Consider the following 15855-nt stretch of genomic DNA (forward strand, 5'->3'; position numbering starts at 1 on the left):
GGTCTTTCGCCTCTCTCACTGAGGTGACAACGACTCTGCCCGGCGGGACGACGGGAGCAGACGATCGAGGTGTCAGAAGTTCAAGGGAAGGGAAGATACATCATGACCACCACGCTGCACCGGCGCGATCTACACACTCCCGCGACGGAGCCCGTTCGCCATCCGATCATCACTACTGCGGCCGGGCGTGCGCTGGCCGTACTGCGGGTTGTTGTCGGGCTGTCGTTCTTGTGGGCGTTCGTCGACAAGGTCTTCGGTTTCGGTTACGCGACCCCGTCGGGTAAGGGCTGGATCGACGGCGGCGACCCGACGGCGGGGTTCCTGGGTAAGGGAACCAGTGGCCCGTTGGCGGACTTCTATCAGTCGCTGGTTGGTGACTGGTGGGTCAGCCCGTTGTTCATGATCGGTCTGGCCGGTATCGGTGTGGCGTTGACGCTGGGCATCGGGATGCGGATCGCGGCCATCAGTGGCGCGATGCTGTATCTGCTGATGTGGTCGGCGAATCTGCCGCCGGAGAACAACCCGGTCCTGGACGACCACATCGTCGGCGCTGTCACGGTCGTTGTCCTGGCGCTGGTTGCGGCTGGCAACGTCTGGGGCTTCGGCAAGTGGTGGAGCGGCCTCGACTTCGTCCGCAAGTACCCCTGGCTGCGGTGACCTCGATGGAAACCAAGCCGGTCAGGGCTAGCATGCTGGCTCATGGGAGCTTGGTCCGACGCTGACATCAACGACCAGGGCGGGCGCACCGTCGTGATCACTGGCGCGAACTCGGGCCTGGGCCTGCGCGCCGCGACGGTGCTCGCGGCGTGCCTGGATTCGGTGCGAAAGGCCGCGGCGGACATCCGGGAGGCGACCGCACCCGACGTGCAGGGCGGCGACTACTACGGGCCGCAGAAGTTCGGCGAGTTCTTCGGTGGGGTGGGCCCGGCCCGGATCGATCCACGGGCACAGGATCAGAAGCTGCGTGCGCGCCTGTGGGAGCGCACCGCGGAACTGACCGGCGTCCCCCCGGATCCCGCCTACGACCATCCCGCTGGCGCAACGGATGACCCGCCTCAAGCGCTGGGCGGGAGGTGCCGGTCCGATGAGTGTTGACGTGATCGTCGTCGGCCTCGGTTTCGGCGCCGCGTTCGTCCCGATCTACCAGGCGCACCCCGAGGTCGGCCGGGTCGCGGTCGTCGATGCCGATCCCACCCGTACCGCGTCTGTCGCGGACCGGCTCGGGATCACGGTGCGCTTCGCGTCGCTCGAGGACGCGCTGTCCGCTCCCGGGTGGGACGCCGTACACCTGCTGACGCCGGTGCGGTTCCATGCCGCGCAGGTCCAGGAGGTGCTGAGGTCCGGGCGGCACTGTGCGTCGGCGGTGCCGATGGCAACCACCCTGGAGGACCTCGATGCGCTGATCGCGGCGCAGGACGATGCCCGGCGCAACTACATGATGATGGAGACCGCGGTCTACTCCCGCGAGTACTTCCACGCCAAGGAGTTGCTGGAGACCGGGAAGCTCGGCCGGCTCACGTATTTCAAGGGCGACCACCTGCAGAACCTCGACGGGTATCCGGAGTACTGGCTGGGTTACCCGCCGATGCACTACGTCACGCACGCCCTCTCGCCCGCATTGGCGCTGGCGAACACGCGGGTCGAGTCGGTGCGCTGCCTGGGCTCCAGCCGGCTGACGCCTGATCGCATCGGCGTTGCGGGGGAGGGGTTCGGGACCGAGGCCGGGCTGTTCAAGCTGGCGGGTGACGACTTGGTCGCCAACGTCACGATGTCGTTCTTCCAGCTCGGCCGCAGCTATCTCGAGGGTTTCTCGGTGTACGGCGACGAGGGCGCGCTGGAGTGGCCGCAGCTCGAGGGCGGGCCGATGAAGCAGTTCAAACTCGAGCCGCTCGCGGACGGTCGCCGTGGACGTCCAGTGACGGAGGTCGACGTACGGCCCGGCGGAGCGACGGAGTTGCTGCCCGAGGCACTCAGGCCGTTCACCGACGGCGGTCACGGCGGATCGCACCCGCACCTTGTCCACGAGTTCGTGTCGAGCATTGTCGAGGCCCGGACTCCGCGGGTCGACGCCCGGACCGCCGCGACCTGGACGGCGCCCGGGATCTGCGCCCATCAATCGGCCCTGCGGGGCGGCGCGGAGGTCCAGGTGCCGGACTACGGGGAATGATGGGGTGGGGGTCAGGGCACCGGGAATGGATGATCAGCGCAGCGTGGCGATTGTTGGCCGGAACCGCGGTGCTGGGCCTCGCGTTCGTTGCCTCGGCCCCTGCGGTTGCGCACGCACAGGACACGACCGTGCAAGTGGCGGTCGCTCCGACACCGTCTCCGACCCTGGGCTCGACCAATTCCAGCCGACCCCAGCCGCCGGGCGCGTCGGACTCCAGCCCGAGTGACTACGACGGTGCGATCTGGGTGGTGGTGGCCGTGGTGGTCGTCGTCGCCCTGGTCGGAGGCGGAACCCTCTACCTGATGCGGACCCGTCGCATCGACCTGACCCAACGAACCACACCGGACGAGGAACGCGACGCCGAAGCCGAACGACGCGACCACCAGCAATAACAAGCCGGCAATAGCAAGCCGGCAATAACAGCCCAGGCCGACAGGTCACCCGTCGGCAGGGTGCGCGCGATGCTCCGCCCGCCGCTCGGCCCCGGTCTCCTCGGCGTCGGTGTCGTCGCCGGCGACGCGACCGACGAACTCGGCGTTGGTGCCGGTGCCCGTCGTGGTCGGCGTACCGTGGTCGGGGTTTCCGCCCGTGGCCCGCGTCATCGCGGTGGTGTCGTCGGCCGGCGCGTCGGCCTCGTTGATCGTGTGGGACAGGCGCCAGCGCTTGAACCGCTGCCAGATCGACATCGAACGCTCCGATCACTCGCGGAAAATGATCCGGTACCCGCGGAACACCCCAGAAAACCGGCAGGCCCCCTCAGGACTGGCCGTTGGGCGATGGGACCGCGATCACGCAGAACTCGTTGCCCTCGGTGTCACGCAGCACGACGAAGTCGTGGCGCTCGGGGTACGGCCAGTCCTCCGCCCGCATGGCGCCGAGCTTGAGGAGGCGCTCGATGTGGCCATCGCGGTCCGAGGTATACAGGTCGAGATGTACGGGCGTCGGCACGGAGGGGATGTCCTGTGCCCGCTGCAGGAGCACCGCGGGCCCCGTCCCTGCTGGATCCTCGAGCCTGGCGAACTGGTCGTCGGCGCCGATCCGTGCGGGTCGCTCGTACCCGAGCGCCGCGGACCAGAAGTCGGCGGCGCGATCCATGTCGGTGGCGTTCACGCAGACGGTCGCCAGGCGGAGGTCCCCGACCTCTTCAGGGCGTTCAGTTGTAGTCGGCATACCGCTCCGGTGCCCTCGGCGGTATGCCTGCAATCGGCGGTTTGCCTGACGAACGTCAGGGGAGCGGGCGGCCGCCGGTGGCGCCGATTCGTTCGCCGGTGACGTACGTCGAGTCGTCCGAGGCGAGGAACACGTACAGCGGTGCCAGTTCGGCAGGTTGGCCGGCTCGTCCGAGTGGTGTGTCGGCGCCGAATTCACCGACCTTGTCGGCGGGCAGGGTCGCCGGAATGAGGGGCGTCCAGACCGGCCCCGGAGCGACCGCGTTCACCCGGATGCCTTTCGGTGCCAGCTCCTGCGCAAGTCCCTTGGTGAAGTTGAGGATCGCGGCTTTACTGGTCGCGTAATCGAGCAGATTCGGCGACGGCTCGTACGCCTGGATCGACGTCGTGTTGATGATCGACGACCCCTCCGACAGATGGGGGAGCGCTGCCTTGCACAGCCAGAACATCGCGTAGACATTGGTCTTCAGCACCCGGTCGAACTGCTCGGTGGAGATGTCCGCGATCCCTTCACGCGACATCTGGTACGCCGCGTTGTTGACGAGGATGTCGAGTCCGCCGAGTTCCTCCACGCAGTGCTCCACGAGTCGCTTGCAGTGCTGCTCATCCTGAATGTCGCCGGCGAGTGCGGCCGCCGTCGACCCCGACTCGCGGACCAGCCGGCAGGTCTCGCCGGCGTCCGGTTCCTCGGCTTCGAGGTGCGAGATCATCACGTCCGCGCCCTCCCGCGCGAACGCGAGTGCGACGGCGCGCCCGATGCCGGAGTCGCCGCCGGTGATCAGCGCCCGCTTGCCGGCGAGTTTCCCGCTGCCGCGATAGGTCTTCTCGCCGTAGTCGGGCTCAGGCGTCATCGCGCCGCCATGCCCGGGATGCTCTTGCTTCTGCGGCTCTTGCTGCTCAGGTCCGGCGTACCTGGTCCTCGGATCGCTGCTCATCGCGTGCCTTTCGTCGTTGCGTAGCCCTCGCAGTACCCGCCGCCAGACATCGATACGCGCGTTTCTGCGCCGGACCCACGGGTACCGGCCGGGCGTCCACGACTTGAGGTGACCACGATGTCAGGAACTGTCCGTTCGGAGGCTGAGGAGTACCGGCAAGGAGCCGACCGGCCGCTGGGTGGTTATGCGGTGCTGATGACGCTGTTCGGCGCTCTGGTGGGTATCGCGGGGGCGGTCGCCGCGGTCCGAGGGACGAACGGCCGGCGGATCTCGCCGTACGACCTGCTGCTGATGACGGCAGGCACCCACAAACTCGCGCGGCTGGTCAGCAAGGATGCGGTCACCAGCCCGCTGCGGATGCCGTTCACCCGGTATCGCGAACCCGGCGGACCGGCCGAGGTCATGGAGGAGGTGCGCTCCGAAGGGTCGCTTCAGCATGCCGTCGGGGAGCTGGTGACCTGCCCGTTCTGCCTGGCGATCTGGGTCGCGACAGCGTTCAGCATCGGTTTCCTCTTCGCACCACGCGTCACCCGCGTGGCGGCTTCGGCGCTCACCGCGACCGCCGGTTCCGACTTCCTGCAACTCCTCTACGCGCGGCTGCAGCGGTCTGCGAATTGACCTGATCCGGCCTGGGTACCTGCCGGTGTGCGTCCTGCACGATGAGGAGATAGGGCCGATGGTCGTTTCGGATCAGGTACCGATTGGCAAGCGCTCTCTCGACCTGGAGTGGTTCCGTCGGGAACTCGAGCAGGAGCGGCAGTTCAGGCTGGAGCAACTCATCAGCTTGTCGTACCAGGCCGAGGCGCCGTGTTCAACGGCTCTCGGCGAGGTCCGAGCCGCGTTGACGGCCGGCGCGCGGCGGGCGTTGGCGGAGATCGACGCCGCACTCTTCCGCCTCTCCCGGAACACCTTCGGAGTCTGCGAACTCTGCGGGCAGGCAATCCCGAGCTACCGGCTGATAGCGATCCCGACGATCAGGCTGTGCCTGCCGTGCGAGCGCTCCCAGCCAAGCCATCAGGACTAGCGGCCATGGGGGCGTATCGATGGATCTGGCGCGCGATCGCAGGCCTCTGGATCGTACTGGGTGCTGCCGCCGGCGCCGTCGTTCTTCCGCTCGCGGTCTGGATCGCCCTCGGGCTTCCGGCGGTGGTTCTCTGGCTGGCGTCCTCGGTGCGGAAGCTGGTCACCGACGACGGCAAACCTTCACCGACACGAAGTGCGGCGTTGGTGCTCGTTGTGTACCTGGGTGTCATCGCAACCCTGGCGGCTGCGGTCTTCATCGATCTCGGGGCGTTGGTGGTTCTGGCGTTCCTGGCCGCCGGCTCCCCGGCGGCAATAGGGTGGTACGCGCGGAGGCTCGGCTGGGACAGCCCGAGGTCAGGACCCTCGCCGACATCCGCCAGTACGGCTGAGCTGTGCAGGCAATGGATCGAGAGCTACGGCGAGTTGCGCCGTGCGACCTCGAGTGCGGCGCGCCTTCGCGTGGTGATGGCGCGCCAACGCTGCCTCGACGAGCTCGAACGGCGTGATCCGGACGGTTTGCACGCCTGGCTGTCCTCGGCGGCGAGCGCGGGCGGCGATCCGCGGCGCTTCTTGTCCGACGCCGGCGGCTGAAGCAGCGCGTTGCGCGGCCCCGGGGTTGCGGCAGGCGACGAATTCCGAAGCGCATGCCTGCTCGTGGCGGTGGGAACCGCGTGAGTATCAGGGAAGAATTTGCTCAAGAGGGTGATGACATGACGACTGCACGGGATTTGATGACGCCGGGTGCGGAGTGTGTCGGCGAGAACGAAACCCTGGTCCTGGCGGCGCGGAAGATGCGGGATCTGGATGTCGGGGCGCTGCCGATCTGCGGTGAGGACAACCGGCTGAAGGGCATGCTGACCGATCGTGACATCGTCGTGAAGTGCATCGCCGACGGAGGCGATCCGACGAAGGCCACGGCTGGTTCGTTCGGGCAGGGAAAGCCGGTGACGATCGGTGCGGACGACAGCATCGAGGAGGCGCTGCAGACGATGGAAGCGCATCAGGTACGCCGCCTGCCGGTCATCGACGGTCATGATCTCGTCGGGATGCTGGCCCAGGCGGACGTCGTACAGGCGATGCCCGGGCGCGCCGGCGGGACCGTCAGCGACATCTCCGAGCCGAGCTAGCTGACGCCGAGCAGGCGGGTCGCCTGCAACGAGGTGGCCAAGCTGCGCTTCGGTGACCGGTGTGTGTCGAGGGGGCCGGCGATATTCGGGGATGAGGCAGATGGATCTGGTGGATCGGACGGCCTTGCTGGCGCGGTTGGCGAGGAAGATCGCCGAGGACGGTCCGGAGCTGTCGCTCGTGACCCGTCTCTGCCGCGCGTTTCTGGCTCTCGTGGGTGGTGACGGAGCTGCGATCACCCTTTCCTATACCGAGCCGAGCCGCGTGACGCTGTGCGCCACGGACGACGTGGCGGCGCGTTTGGAAGATCTGCAGGATGTGCTGGGCGAGGGCCCGGGCCCTGCTGCGTACAAGGCCGAGACCGCCATGGCGACCGACCTGCGTGTCGATCATGATCGATGGCCGTTGTTCACCGAGGCGGCCCGCGAGGTGGCGGGTGCCCGGACCGTGTACGCCGTACCGATGCGTCCTGGTCAGCGCACGATCGGCGTAGTCACGGTTCACCAGAACGACGGCGACCTGCCGGACGGTGACCGCGCGCAGTTCCTGGCCGATGCGATCGGGGCCGCGCTCATGAAGGAGCCACCGCCACCGGTCGAGTCGGAGCTCGAGCCCGGGCCGTGGTCGACGCGGGCGCAGATCCATCAGGCCACAGGCATGGTACTGATGCAGTTGCGGATCAGTCCCAGCGACGCGATGGCGTTGATGCGGGCGCATGCCTTCTCCCACAACACGACCCTGGCCGACGTCGCCGAGCAGATCATCAGCCGGCGCCTGCGATTCTCCGATGACGACGACGCCGACCACGACGCCGAGAGTTGACGGCAGCTGAACTCAGGACTTCTTGGCGGCGGCTTTCCCGCCCTTGCGGCCGGCTTCCTTCTTCTGGGCCGTCGTACCGCCTTGCTTGCTGTTGCCGCCCTTGCCGCTCTGTTTTCCGCCGTGCTCGCTGGACTTGGGCGCGTTGGCGATCTTGGCAGCGCGCTCCTTCGACATTCCTTTGTCCTTGAGCGCCTCGTACTGCTTCTCGTTCTTGACGTTCGCCGACTTTCCGGGCATCTCTGCCTCCTCGGGTGTGTGAATCGCGTTACCCGCCGTCAAGTAGTTGCTGGTGGCCCCTGACAGGAGTCCGCCGTGGACGGGGCCACAGCTCCGCGGCCCGATGTCCGCGTAGCCCAGCAGTACCCGCGGCCGAACGATTCATGCGCCGGTCAGACGGTGGGGAGGCGGCGGCTGTCGATCAATTGCTGAGCGACCTCGCGGAGCTTGGTGTTGGTGTCCTGGGAGTAGCGCCTGAGGACCTGGAAGGCACGGTCACTGTCCAGGTCGTAGCGCTCCATCAGGATCCCCATCGCCTGGCCGACCAGCTTCCGGGCGTCGACCGCGACCATCAGGTTCTGCTCGCGGCGCGCGGTCGCGACCGCGACCGCGGCGTGCCGGGCGAGGATGTGGGCGACGGCCTCCTCATCCGGCCCGAAGGCTGCCGATTGATGGCTGTAGAGGCCCAGAACGCCGACGGCCCCGAACCCCGTCCACAGCGGGACATCGAGAACACTGTGAACCCCGAGGCCGAGAACCTTCTTGGTCCACTCCGGCCAGCGGGTCTCCTGGACGAGATCAGGGATCGAGACGGTGGCACGGTCGCGCATGCACTCCACCAACGGTCCGTCCCCGCCGGCCAGCTGGAACCGGTAGATCTCGGCGACGACAGGATCGGTGACGGCGGGCACCTCCGGCCGGTTGCCGGCCGTGTGCAGTGCTACGCCGGCGTAATCGCAGTTCAGCGCCTGCAACGCGAACTCGACCAGTGCCTCGACAGTCTCTTCCACACCCTCCGCTTCGTGCATCTCCAGAGCGAGCCGGGAGAAGCCTTCAGCGGCCGGTACAAGGTCTGTCCGCGCCGAAGGTTCGCCCGCATCGTCCTCGGTACCCGTGATTCGCCGGCCTGTGTCCGTCACGTCCCTATCATGCACCGCAGCACGCGCCGAACCCAGAAGGGGAAGCCGTTTCGAGGGGTACGCCGAGGGCACCAGAGCGAAATGGGAGAGATCGATCGGATTGCGGAGCCGTGGGGGACACGGGCGGCGTACGGACCGGGGGAGTTCTGGCCGGTGCGGGTGGACGTGCGGCTGGACGACGGAGTGCGTCCGGCCGATGTCGACGAGTGGGTACAGTCCGCGACCATCCTGCACTCGAACGGTGACGGGCTGGACATCGCGGTCAAGGACGGCCGGATCGTGGGGGTGCGGGGCCGGGCCGACGACCGGGTGAATCACGGCCGGCTGGGGCCGAAGGACCTGTTCGGCTACCAGGCCAACAACTCGGCGGACCGGCTGACGACGCCGCTGGTCCGCCGGGACGGGGAGCTCGTGGAGACGGACTGGGACACCGCGATGGCGGCGGTGGCCGGACGAACGCGGGAGCTGCTCGCCGAGCGCGGCCCGAGTTCGGTCGGCTTCTACACCACCGGCCAGCTGTTCCTCGAGGAGTACTACACGCTCGCGTTGATCGCCCGCGGCGGTATCGGCACCAACCACCTGGACGGCAACACCAGACTCTGTACGGCGACCGCGGCGGCAGCGCTGAAGGAAACGTTTGCGTGCGACGGTCAGCCTGGCTCGTACACCGATGTCGATCATGCCGACGTGATCGCGCTCTACGGCCACAACATGGCCGAGACCCAGACGGTGCTGTGGACCCGGATCCTCGACCGGCTCGCCGGCCCGAACCCGCCGAAGATCCTGTGCGTGGATCCGCGCCGTACGCCGGTGGCCGCCGCCGCGACGATCCACCTGGCGCCGAAACCCGGGACGAACGTCGCCCTGATGAACGCGATCCTGCACGAGATCATCGCGAACGAGTGGGTCGATCGCGACTACGTCGACCGGCACACGATCGGGTACGACGAACTCGCGAAACAGGTGGCGGACTGCGATCCGGAGTGGGCTGCGGCGATCTGCGACGTACCGCCTGGTGACATCCGCGACGCGGCCCGGCTGCTCGGCACCGCGGAACGGCTGCTGTCGACGGTGCTGCAAGGCTTCTACCAGTCTCACCAGGCGACGGCAGCCGCGGTCCAGGTCAACAATGTCAACCTGCTCCGCGGGATGCTCGGCCGGCCGGGGTGCGGGATCCTGCAGATGAACGGCCAGCCGACCGCGGAGAACACCCGGGAGTGCGGCGCCGACGGCGACCTGCCGGGTTTCCGGAACTGGGCGAACGAAGACCAGGTCGCCGACCTCGCGAAGGTCTGGAACGTCGACCCGACGCAGATCCCGCACTACTCCGAGCCGACGCACCTGATGCAGATGCTGCGGTACGTCGAGGACGGGTCGATCCGCTTCCTCTACGTCAGCGGGACCAATCCGGCGGTGTCGCTGCCCGAGCTGGCCAGGGTCAGGAAGCTGCTCAGCCAGGAGCGGCTGTTCCTCGTCGTCCAGGACATCTTCCTCTCGGAGACCGCGGAGCTGGCCGACGTGGTGCTGCCGGCGGCCACCTGGGGCGAGAAGACCGGCACGTTCACGAACGCCGACCGTACCGTGCATCTGTCGGAGAAGGCCGTGGAGCCGCCCGGTACGGCGCGGGCTGATCTGGACATCTTCCTCGACTACGCCCGGCGTCTCGAGCTGACGGACAAGGACGGCGAACCGCTGGTGAAGTGGACCGACGCGGAAGGCGCGTTCGAGGCATGGAAGGAGTGCAGCGCGGGGCGGCCGTGCGACTACAGCGGTTTGAGCTACGAGAAGCTGCGGGGTGGGAGCGGGATCCAGTGGCCGTGCAACGCGGAGCATCCGGACGGCACCGAGCGCATCTATACGAATGGCGAGTTCTGGAGTGAACCGTCGTACTGCGAGAGCTATGGCAAGGATCTGGTGACGGGCGCGCCGTTGGACCCGGTCGAGTACGAGGCGATGAATCCGTCCGGGAAGGCGGTCCTGAAGGCGGCGGAATACCTGGAGCTGCATGAGCCGCCGACGTCTGAGTATCCGTACCTGCTGACGACCGGGCGCACGCTGTACCACTTCCACACGCGGACGAAGACCGGGCGCGTGCGGCAGCTGCAGAACGCTGCGCCGGAGGTCTGGGTGGAGATGTCGCCGTACGACGCGGAGCTGCAGGGATGGGACGAAGGCGATCTCCTGCGGATCAGCACGTCGCGGGGGAGCGTGAGGGCGCGGCTGCGGATCAGCGGGATCCGGCCGGCGACCTTGTTCCTGCCGTTCCACTACGGGTACTGGGACGCGCCCGACGAGCGGTCGGCCCGGGCGGCCAACGAACTCACCGCCACCGACTGGGATCCGTGCTCGAAGCAGCCGCTGTTCAAGTGCGCGGCCGCCAGGGTCGAACGGATCGGCGTGGGGAACGCGCCCTCGCCGGCGCCGACCACGACGGCGTCCAAGCCGGTCGTCGCCGGCGTATCACCGACGCGAGGTGGGACCGACGCCGTGGTTCTCGAGCACTTCCCGGCGAAGGGGGACGAGCGATGACGAACAAGGTGGGCCTGGCGATCCGGGAATTGCACCGCGCGGAGAACGACCTGGCCGCGGAACTGCTGCAGGTGTCCAGCCGGCACAAGTCCGATCATGAGATCTTCTACCTCGGCAGGGATCTGGCCAGGTGGTCGCAGAACCACGTGCGGGAGCTCGCGAAGCACGGCAAGAACTACGAAGTCGACCTGGACGCCGAGGCGCACGACGAACCAAGCCTGCTGGCGACCGTCCGGCAGAAGGGTGCAGAGCTGATCGGCGGGCTCCACGATCCGTCGCTCCTGCTCCTGAAGGACCTCAGAGAGATCCACCGCAAGGCGGCGGGTGTGTCACTCGACTGGGAGGTCCTGGCCCAGACTGCCCAGGCCCTGAAGGACACCGAGCTGCTCACCCTCACCAAGACCTGCCATCCCCAAACCCTGCGTCAACTCCGCTGGGCCAACGCCTCCCTGAAGGCGAACGCCGCCCAGATCATGGTGACGCCTTAGCTCGTGTGGGTACAGGGTGTTGACAATCGGATGACTGAGGAGGACACAGTGGGCAGGATCGCTTTTCTGGTAGCCGCCGAAGGGATCGAGCGGGTCGAGCTGACCGAGCCGTGGGCCGCTGTCGAGAGCGCCGGGCACGAGCCCGTTCTGGTGAGTCCGGACAGCGGCGAGGTGCAGACGTTCGACCATCTGACGGCCGCGGACAAGCTGCCGGTCGACGAGGTTGTCGCCGACGTGGCAGTCGACGACTTCGCCGCGCTCGTGCTGCCCGGTGGAGTCGCCAATCCGGACGCCTTGCGGCGCGACGAGAAGGCTGTTGCCTTCGTCAAGGATTTTGTTGCCTCCGGCAAACCGGTGGCCGCGATCTGCCACGCTCCGTGGACGTTGGTCGAGGCCGGTGTCGTGCGTGGGCGCACGCTCACGTCCTGGCCCAGTCTGCAGACCGATCTCCGCAACGCCGGAGCCACCTGGGTCGATCAGGAGGTCGCGACCGACGACAACCTGATCACGAGCCGGAATCCGGACGATCTCCCGGCGTTCTCCACCGCTCTGCTCAAGGCTCTCACTTGAGACCTGCGAGGCGGACGCCGTTGACGATGTAGCGCTGGAAGATGAGCACGAGCAGGATCGTCGGCAGCGCTGCCAGGGTCGATCCGGCCATCAGCATGCCCCATTCGTTGCCGCGCGCCGAGCGGAACGTCGCGAGGTACTGCATGATCTGGGTCAGGTCGGGGTTCGACACGACGAGCACCGGCCAGACGTAGGAGTTCCAGTATCCGAGGAACGAGGCGATGCCGACGACGACGAACGGCCCGAGCGACTGCGGCACGAAGATCTGCAGGAAGATCTGCCAGCGGGTCGCGCCGTCGATGAGCGCGGCCTCCTCCACCGCGGCCGGCATGTTGAGGTAGAACTGCCGCAGGAAGAACATCTGGGCGCTCGCCGCGACGCCGGGGATGATCAGCACCGCCAGGGTGTCGAGCATGCCGAGCTTGCTCACGACGACGAACGACGTCAGCAGGATCGCCATCGCCGGGACGAACATCGGCGTGATGCAGACCAGCCACCACAGCCGCTTCCCGGCGAAGTCGAGGCGCGCGAACGCGTACGCCGCCATCGAGTTCACCACCAGGCTCGCGACAGTGAAGATAACGGCGCCGACGAAGGTGATGACCATGGCGCGCACGAACGCCGGATCCGCGAGGATCAGGCGGTAGTTGTCGATCCGCCAGACGTCGGGGAAGAACTGGAACGGACTGCGCAGCACCTCGTCCTGGCCCTTGAACCCGGAGATCGCCATCCACGCCAGCGGAAAGAGCGCGGTCACGGCGATGCCGGCGACGAGCAGGTACGACAGGAGCCGGCGCGGGGCGTACCACGAGCGGTTCATCGGGGTCCTTTCGGTGACGCCACCTCAGGCGTCCGACGACTTCTCGGAGCTGACGACCCGGAAGATGACGAGCGAGATGGTGCCGATGACGAGGAACAGCAGCAGCGCCGCGGTCAGGGAGTAACTCGTCGCGTACGGCGTGGCGTCACGGAAGCTGTTGAAGATGTAGAGGTTGGGCGTGTTCGTCGCGTTGACGGGGCCGCCGTTCGTCATCACGAGCGGCAGCTGGAACTCCTGGATCGTCAACGTCAGGCCGGAGACGAGCAGGAACAGGATGACGTTGCGCAGCGACGGGATCGTGATGTAGCGGGTGCGCTGCCAGAAGTTCGCACCGTCGAGCCTGGCCGACTCGAAGTAGCTTTCGGGGATGTCGAGGATGCCGGCGAGCATGATCAGCGTCGAGACGCCGAAGCCGAGCCAGATCGCGGGGACCGCCACGGCCGGCAGCGCCGTCGACGCCGTGTTGAGCCACGCGAGCGGGCCCTGTCCGAACAGCCCGATGAACCAGTTCGCGAAACCCTCGTCCTGGTAGATGAAGACGAAGATGATCGCCGCCACGACGCTCGAGACGACGGCCGGCACGTAGACGGTCGTCTTCATGAAGGCCGCCATCCGCTTCGACAGCGTCGCAAGGAAGCTCGCCAGGAGCAGGGCCAGCACCAGGATGGTTGGCACGACCATCAAGGCGAGCTTGAGGCCGACCAGGAGCGACTCGTAGAACTCAGGGTCGGTGAGGACGTACTTGTAGAAGTCGAACCCGACGAACTCGGCGTCCTTGTAGAAGCTCATCTCGAAGAAGCTCAGGTAGAACGCGTAGACGAGCGGCCAGATGACGAAGATGCCGAGCAGCACGACCATCGGCGTGATCATCAGGTACGCCGTGAGATGCGCACGCAGATGCCGCGGGACCTGTTCGGTGATCTTCGTGGGACGTCGGCGCCGTCGGCGCGACGTACGGCCCGGGTCGGTCGCCGCACCGGCCTGGGCCGTCGGCTGCGCCGGCGTGTCGATCATGGACATACCTGTCAGCCCTTCGGTGCCGTGCCCTTGAGGCGCTGCTGCTTGATGACGCGGTCGATCGCGTCGCTCGCCTTCTGCGTCGCCGTCGGGATGTCGGACTTGCCCTTCATGACGGACTCGATCGCGGTCGCGAAGGCGAGGGAGATGTCGAACGGGTACGCCGGCTCGGCCTTGCCGGTCGCGACGACCTTGTCGCTGATGATCTTCATGAACGGGTCGGCCGTGGCTGCCGGGTCACCGGCGAGCGCCTGGTCGACCGACGTACGGACGGTGTACTTCGAGAAGCCGCTCTGCCGGAAGAAATCGGCCATGATCGCCGGGTCGCCCGCGAGCAGGTACTCGATGAACTTCGCCGCCGCCTCCTTGTGCTTCGACTTGGCGTCGACCGTGAGGGTCCAGCCGCCGAGCGTCGCGGTCGGCTTGCTCGGATCGCCGTCGACGGACGGGAACGGAGCGACCGCGGTGTTCTTGATCATCGCCGGGAAGGTTTGCTTGAGCTGGCCGACCGCCCACGAGCCGTTCGCCATCATCGCGACCTGGCCCTGACCGTACGGCGTCGCGTCGGGATAGCCGACCTTCGGCTGCTGCGGAATCCAGCCCTTCTGGAACAGGGTCTGGTAGAACTCGAACAGCTTCGTGTAGCACGGGTCCTTCGCGTTGGCGGCGGACCAGTCGTCGTTGATCGGCAGGTGGCCGCACGCGTTGTACTGCAGGCCCCAGCTCGACCAGCCGAGGTCGGTGGCGACGGAGGCGATGCTCATGCCCTTGACCTTGCCCTTGGTCAGCTTCTCGGCCCACGTGAGCAGTTCGTCCCAGGTCTTGGGTGGCGCATTCGGGTCGAGACCGGCGGCCTTGACGAGGTCGGTGCGGTAGTAGAGCACCGTCGACGGCTCGACGAGCATCGGGTACGCGTAGTGCTTGCCGTCGACCTGGACGAACCCCCCGACGTTCGACTTGATGTCGCTCCACGCCTTGCCGGGCAGCAGCTTGTCGAGCTCGGCGAACTGGCCGTTCGCAACGCCGGCGGGAATGCCGCCGTAGTTCGTCGTCGCGACATCCGGTTGGGTGCCGGCGGCCTGCGCGGCCTTGAGTTTCTGCTGCCACGTGTCACCGGGGACGACCTGGTACTTGACCTTCACATCGGTCTGCGACGCGTTGAACTTGTCGACGTACGTCTTGAACCATTTCTGCTGGTACGGCTCGAACTGCGACTGCCAGAAGGTGATCTCGGCCGGTCCTCCGCTACCCCCGGAGCCCCCTGAGTTGCCGTTGTTCGAGCTGCAGCCCGCGAGGGCGATCAACGCGGCCACGGCTGTTGCTGCGACGATCCTGAGTCTCCGTTGACGCATGCCGATGCTCCCTTGACGCTTGGGTCCTACAACGCTGCTCACGCGAGGGAGTGTGGCAGAAATCGATTTCCCAGACAATGCCCTGGAGACTGGTTATCGAGAAGTTGCAGAGCGTTCGGTTGCGTTCGGTTACGTTGTGCGCTCGCTGATGCTGTCTCGATGTTGTTCCAGCAGGTGGAGCACGGGTACGCCGAGGTGGCGGCGAGCCTGCGCCGACCAGTCGACGTGGAGCAACTCGGCGATCACGTGCGGCCGGGTGAGTACGACGACCTCCTGGCCGTTCACCCGCTCGATGTAGTCGGCCAGCTCGTCGATCGGGTGCCGGCGGGTGATCAGGCCCTCCGCCTCGCGATCGAACGAGCGCAGGCGCCCGACGCTGCGGTTCAGTGCCTCAGTGGCCTCGGCGTCGACGGCACGCTGTGCCTCCTCGGCTGCTACGTGGACCTCGTCGTCGGCGCGGACGGCGTACCGCTGTGTGGTGATGCCGAACAGATCCGATCCGGCAAGGTCGGCCAGCGACGTCTCCACCTGGGTTTTGGCGTCCTCGCAGGGAATCACCACGTGGAACTTCACTCGATCGGGAGCGTCGGCGAACAGCTGCACGATCTGTTCCGCGTCGGCTACGCTCAGTTCTTCCTCGACCAGAATCATCACGTCGTACATGTGACTCACCTCCACTCCTGGTCCGGTACCCGATTGGCG

General features: G+C 67.1%; 21 protein-coding genes. 12 read left to right on the plus strand and 9 right to left on the minus strand.

Translation table 11 applies throughout. From position 1 onward, the window contains the following. Window positions 1-102: 102 nt before the first annotated feature. From EV137_RS00260 to EV137_RS00275, 4 genes are read left to right on the plus strand one after another with little or no spacing between them, the layout of a single operon-like run. Window positions 103-657 carry a hypothetical protein gene (locus EV137_RS00260; RefSeq protein ID WP_134125683.1) on the plus strand — a complete coding sequence of 185 codons (555 nt, stop codon included), beginning with the start codon at window positions 103-105 and terminating at the stop codon, window positions 655-657. A 42-nt stretch (window positions 658-699) separates the two neighbouring features. Further along, window positions 700-1095: an SDR family NAD(P)-dependent oxidoreductase gene (locus EV137_RS00265; protein WP_134125685.1), complete on the plus strand. Its 396-nt coding sequence runs from the start codon at window positions 700-702 to the stop codon at window positions 1093-1095. Then, window positions 1085-2167: a Gfo/Idh/MocA family protein gene (locus tag EV137_RS00270; protein ID WP_166679740.1), complete on the plus strand. Its 1083-nt coding sequence runs from the start codon at window positions 1085-1087 to the stop codon at window positions 2165-2167. The genes EV137_RS00265 and EV137_RS00270 overlap by 11 nt, the downstream gene beginning before the upstream one ends. 29 nt (window positions 2168-2196) lie before the next feature. Beyond that, window positions 2197-2559 (plus strand): hypothetical protein, encoded by a 363-nt coding sequence (locus EV137_RS00275; protein ID WP_134005106.1) that lies wholly within the window; start codon window positions 2197-2199, stop codon window positions 2557-2559. Window positions 2560-2604: 45 nt separating this feature from the next. On the opposite strand, the gene EV137_RS00280 is transcribed toward EV137_RS00275, so the two are convergent. The 3 genes from EV137_RS00280 to EV137_RS00290 form a co-directional block, all read right to left on the minus strand. Continuing rightward, a complete protein-coding gene (locus EV137_RS00280) occupies window positions 2605-2853 on the minus strand; it encodes a hypothetical protein (RefSeq protein ID WP_134005104.1) in 249 nt (82 codons plus the stop codon). A gap of 70 nt (window positions 2854-2923) precedes the next feature. Beyond that, window positions 2924-3337 carry a VOC family protein gene (locus EV137_RS00285; protein WP_134125689.1) on the minus strand — a complete coding sequence of 138 codons (414 nt, stop codon included), beginning with the start codon at window positions 3335-3337 and terminating at the stop codon, window positions 2924-2926. Window positions 3338-3392: 55 nt separating this feature from the next. Further along, window positions 3393-4271 (minus strand): SDR family oxidoreductase, encoded by an 879-nt coding sequence (locus EV137_RS00290; RefSeq protein ID WP_134125691.1) that lies wholly within the window; start codon window positions 4269-4271, stop codon window positions 3393-3395. A 117-nt stretch (window positions 4272-4388) separates the two neighbouring features. Here EV137_RS00290 and EV137_RS00295 point away from each other — a divergent pair, with 117 nt between their 5' ends. The 5 genes from EV137_RS00295 to EV137_RS00315 all read left to right on the plus strand — a co-directional run bounded on the left by EV137_RS00295 (window position 4389) and on the right by EV137_RS00315 (window position 7241). Further along, window positions 4389-4889 carry a DUF1360 domain-containing protein gene (locus EV137_RS00295; protein ID WP_134005095.1) on the plus strand — a complete coding sequence of 167 codons (501 nt, stop codon included), beginning with the start codon at window positions 4389-4391 and terminating at the stop codon, window positions 4887-4889. Between the two features lie 58 nt (window positions 4890-4947). Beyond that, complete coding sequence (locus tag EV137_RS00300; RefSeq protein ID WP_134005093.1) at window positions 4948-5295, plus strand: TraR/DksA family transcriptional regulator; 348 nt, start codon at window positions 4948-4950, stop codon at window positions 5293-5295. Window positions 5296-5300: 5 nt separating this feature from the next. Beyond that, window positions 5301-5885 carry a hypothetical protein gene (locus tag EV137_RS00305; protein ID WP_134125693.1) on the plus strand — a complete coding sequence of 195 codons (585 nt, stop codon included), beginning with the start codon at window positions 5301-5303 and terminating at the stop codon, window positions 5883-5885. A 119-nt stretch (window positions 5886-6004) separates the two neighbouring features. After that, a complete protein-coding gene (locus EV137_RS00310) occupies window positions 6005-6421 on the plus strand; it encodes a CBS domain-containing protein (protein ID WP_133786872.1) in 417 nt (138 codons plus the stop codon). A gap of 100 nt (window positions 6422-6521) precedes the next feature. Beyond that, complete coding sequence (locus EV137_RS00315; protein ID WP_166679741.1) at window positions 6522-7241, plus strand: GAF and ANTAR domain-containing protein; 720 nt, start codon at window positions 6522-6524, stop codon at window positions 7239-7241. 12 nt (window positions 7242-7253) lie between these two features. On the opposite strand, the gene EV137_RS00320 is transcribed toward EV137_RS00315, so the two are convergent. Continuing rightward, a complete protein-coding gene (locus EV137_RS00320) occupies window positions 7254-7478 on the minus strand; it encodes a DUF7218 family protein (RefSeq protein ID WP_134005087.1) in 225 nt (74 codons plus the stop codon). A 152-nt stretch (window positions 7479-7630) separates the two neighbouring features. After that, window positions 7631-8377 carry a GAF and ANTAR domain-containing protein gene (locus EV137_RS00325; RefSeq protein ID WP_370343532.1) on the minus strand — a complete coding sequence of 249 codons (747 nt, stop codon included), beginning with the start codon at window positions 8375-8377 and terminating at the stop codon, window positions 7631-7633. Between the two features lie 81 nt (window positions 8378-8458). On the opposite strand from EV137_RS00325, the gene EV137_RS00330 reads away from it, so the two are divergent. Genes EV137_RS00330 through EV137_RS00340 form a run of 3 tightly spaced genes read left to right on the plus strand, consistent with a single transcriptional unit; the run spans window position 8459 to window position 11964 of the window. Beyond that, window positions 8459-10906, plus strand: coding sequence for a molybdopterin oxidoreductase family protein (locus EV137_RS00330; RefSeq protein ID WP_134125695.1), 2448 nt, complete (start codon window positions 8459-8461; stop codon window positions 10904-10906). Further along, on the plus strand, window positions 10903-11394 hold the full coding sequence (locus tag EV137_RS00335) for a hypothetical protein (protein WP_134005083.1): 492 nt from the start codon (window positions 10903-10905) through the stop codon (window positions 11392-11394). Before EV137_RS00330 ends, EV137_RS00335 begins: the two co-directional genes overlap by 4 nt. A gap of 48 nt (window positions 11395-11442) precedes the next feature. Next, complete coding sequence (locus EV137_RS00340) at window positions 11443-11964, plus strand: type 1 glutamine amidotransferase domain-containing protein (protein ID WP_305000141.1); 522 nt, start codon at window positions 11443-11445, stop codon at window positions 11962-11964. Here EV137_RS00340 and EV137_RS00345 read toward each other — a convergent pair. From EV137_RS00345 to EV137_RS00360, 4 genes are all read right to left on the minus strand, one after another. Further along, complete coding sequence (locus EV137_RS00345; RefSeq protein WP_134005079.1) at window positions 11957-12784, minus strand: carbohydrate ABC transporter permease; 828 nt, start codon at window positions 12782-12784, stop codon at window positions 11957-11959. The genes EV137_RS00340 and EV137_RS00345 overlap by 8 nt on opposite strands. Window positions 12785-12808: 24 nt before the next feature. After that, entirely contained in the window at window positions 12809-13804 is a 996-nt protein-coding gene (locus EV137_RS00350) for a carbohydrate ABC transporter permease (RefSeq protein WP_134125697.1), read from the minus strand. A gap of 5 nt (window positions 13805-13809) precedes the next feature. Next, complete coding sequence (locus tag EV137_RS00355) at window positions 13810-15153, minus strand: extracellular solute-binding protein (protein WP_134125700.1); 1344 nt, start codon at window positions 15151-15153, stop codon at window positions 13810-13812. A 129-nt stretch (window positions 15154-15282) separates the two neighbouring features. Further along, complete coding sequence (locus EV137_RS00360; protein ID WP_134005074.1) at window positions 15283-15816, minus strand: hypothetical protein; 534 nt, start codon at window positions 15814-15816, stop codon at window positions 15283-15285. Window positions 15817-15855 lie beyond the last annotated feature (39 nt).

It is taken from the genome of Kribbella pratensis (assembly GCF_004366075.1).
GTDB classification, from domain to species: domain Bacteria; phylum Actinomycetota; class Actinomycetes; order Propionibacteriales; family Kribbellaceae; genus Kribbella; species Kribbella pratensis.

What these genes read in the sequence shown, in the direction of transcription:
- EV137_RS00290 (WP_134125691.1), bottom strand. Translation starts at nt 4,271, where the DNA reads ATGAGCAGCGATCCGAGGACCAGGTACGCCGGACCTGAGCAGCAAGAG.
- EV137_RS00320 (WP_134005087.1), bottom strand. Translation starts at nt 7,478, where the DNA reads ATGCCCGGAAAGTCGGCGAACGTCAAGAACGAGAAGCAGTACGAGGCG.
- EV137_RS00355 (WP_134125700.1), bottom strand. Translation starts at nt 15,153, where the DNA reads ATGCGTCAACGGAGACTCAGGATCGTCGCAGCAACAGCCGTGGCCGCG.
- EV137_RS00360 (WP_134005074.1), bottom strand. Translation starts at nt 15,816, where the DNA reads ATGTACGACGTGATGATTCTGGTCGAGGAAGAACTGAGCGTAGCCGAC.
- EV137_RS00305 (WP_134125693.1), top strand. Translation starts at nt 5,301, where the DNA reads ATGGGGGCGTATCGATGGATCTGGCGCGCGATCGCAGGCCTCTGGATC.
- EV137_RS00345 (WP_134005079.1), bottom strand. Translation starts at nt 12,784, where the DNA reads ATGAACCGCTCGTGGTACGCCCCGCGCCGGCTCCTGTCGTACCTGCTC.
- EV137_RS00350 (WP_134125697.1), bottom strand. Translation starts at nt 13,804, where the DNA reads ATGTCCATGATCGACACGCCGGCGCAGCCGACGGCCCAGGCCGGTGCG.
- EV137_RS00310 (WP_133786872.1), top strand. Translation starts at nt 6,005, where the DNA reads ATGACGACTGCACGGGATTTGATGACGCCGGGTGCGGAGTGTGTCGGC.
- EV137_RS00295 (WP_134005095.1), top strand. Translation starts at nt 4,389, where the DNA reads ATGTCAGGAACTGTCCGTTCGGAGGCTGAGGAGTACCGGCAAGGAGCC.
- EV137_RS00270 (WP_166679740.1), top strand. Translation starts at nt 1,085, where the DNA reads ATGAGTGTTGACGTGATCGTCGTCGGCCTCGGTTTCGGCGCCGCGTTC.
- EV137_RS00285 (WP_134125689.1), bottom strand. Translation starts at nt 3,337, where the DNA reads ATGCCGACTACAACTGAACGCCCTGAAGAGGTCGGGGACCTCCGCCTG.
- EV137_RS00260 (WP_134125683.1), top strand. Translation starts at nt 103, where the DNA reads ATGACCACCACGCTGCACCGGCGCGATCTACACACTCCCGCGACGGAG.
- EV137_RS00280 (WP_134005104.1), bottom strand. Translation starts at nt 2,853, where the DNA reads ATGTCGATCTGGCAGCGGTTCAAGCGCTGGCGCCTGTCCCACACGATC.
- EV137_RS00315 (WP_166679741.1), top strand. Translation starts at nt 6,522, where the DNA reads ATGGATCTGGTGGATCGGACGGCCTTGCTGGCGCGGTTGGCGAGGAAG.
- EV137_RS00335 (WP_134005083.1), top strand. Translation starts at nt 10,903, where the DNA reads ATGACGAACAAGGTGGGCCTGGCGATCCGGGAATTGCACCGCGCGGAG.
- EV137_RS00300 (WP_134005093.1), top strand. Translation starts at nt 4,948, where the DNA reads ATGGTCGTTTCGGATCAGGTACCGATTGGCAAGCGCTCTCTCGACCTG.
- EV137_RS00330 (WP_134125695.1), top strand. Translation starts at nt 8,459, where the DNA reads ATGGGAGAGATCGATCGGATTGCGGAGCCGTGGGGGACACGGGCGGCG.
- EV137_RS00265 (WP_134125685.1), top strand. Translation starts at nt 700, where the DNA reads ATGGGAGCTTGGTCCGACGCTGACATCAACGACCAGGGCGGGCGCACC.
- EV137_RS00275 (WP_134005106.1), top strand. Translation starts at nt 2,197, where the DNA reads ATGATCAGCGCAGCGTGGCGATTGTTGGCCGGAACCGCGGTGCTGGGC.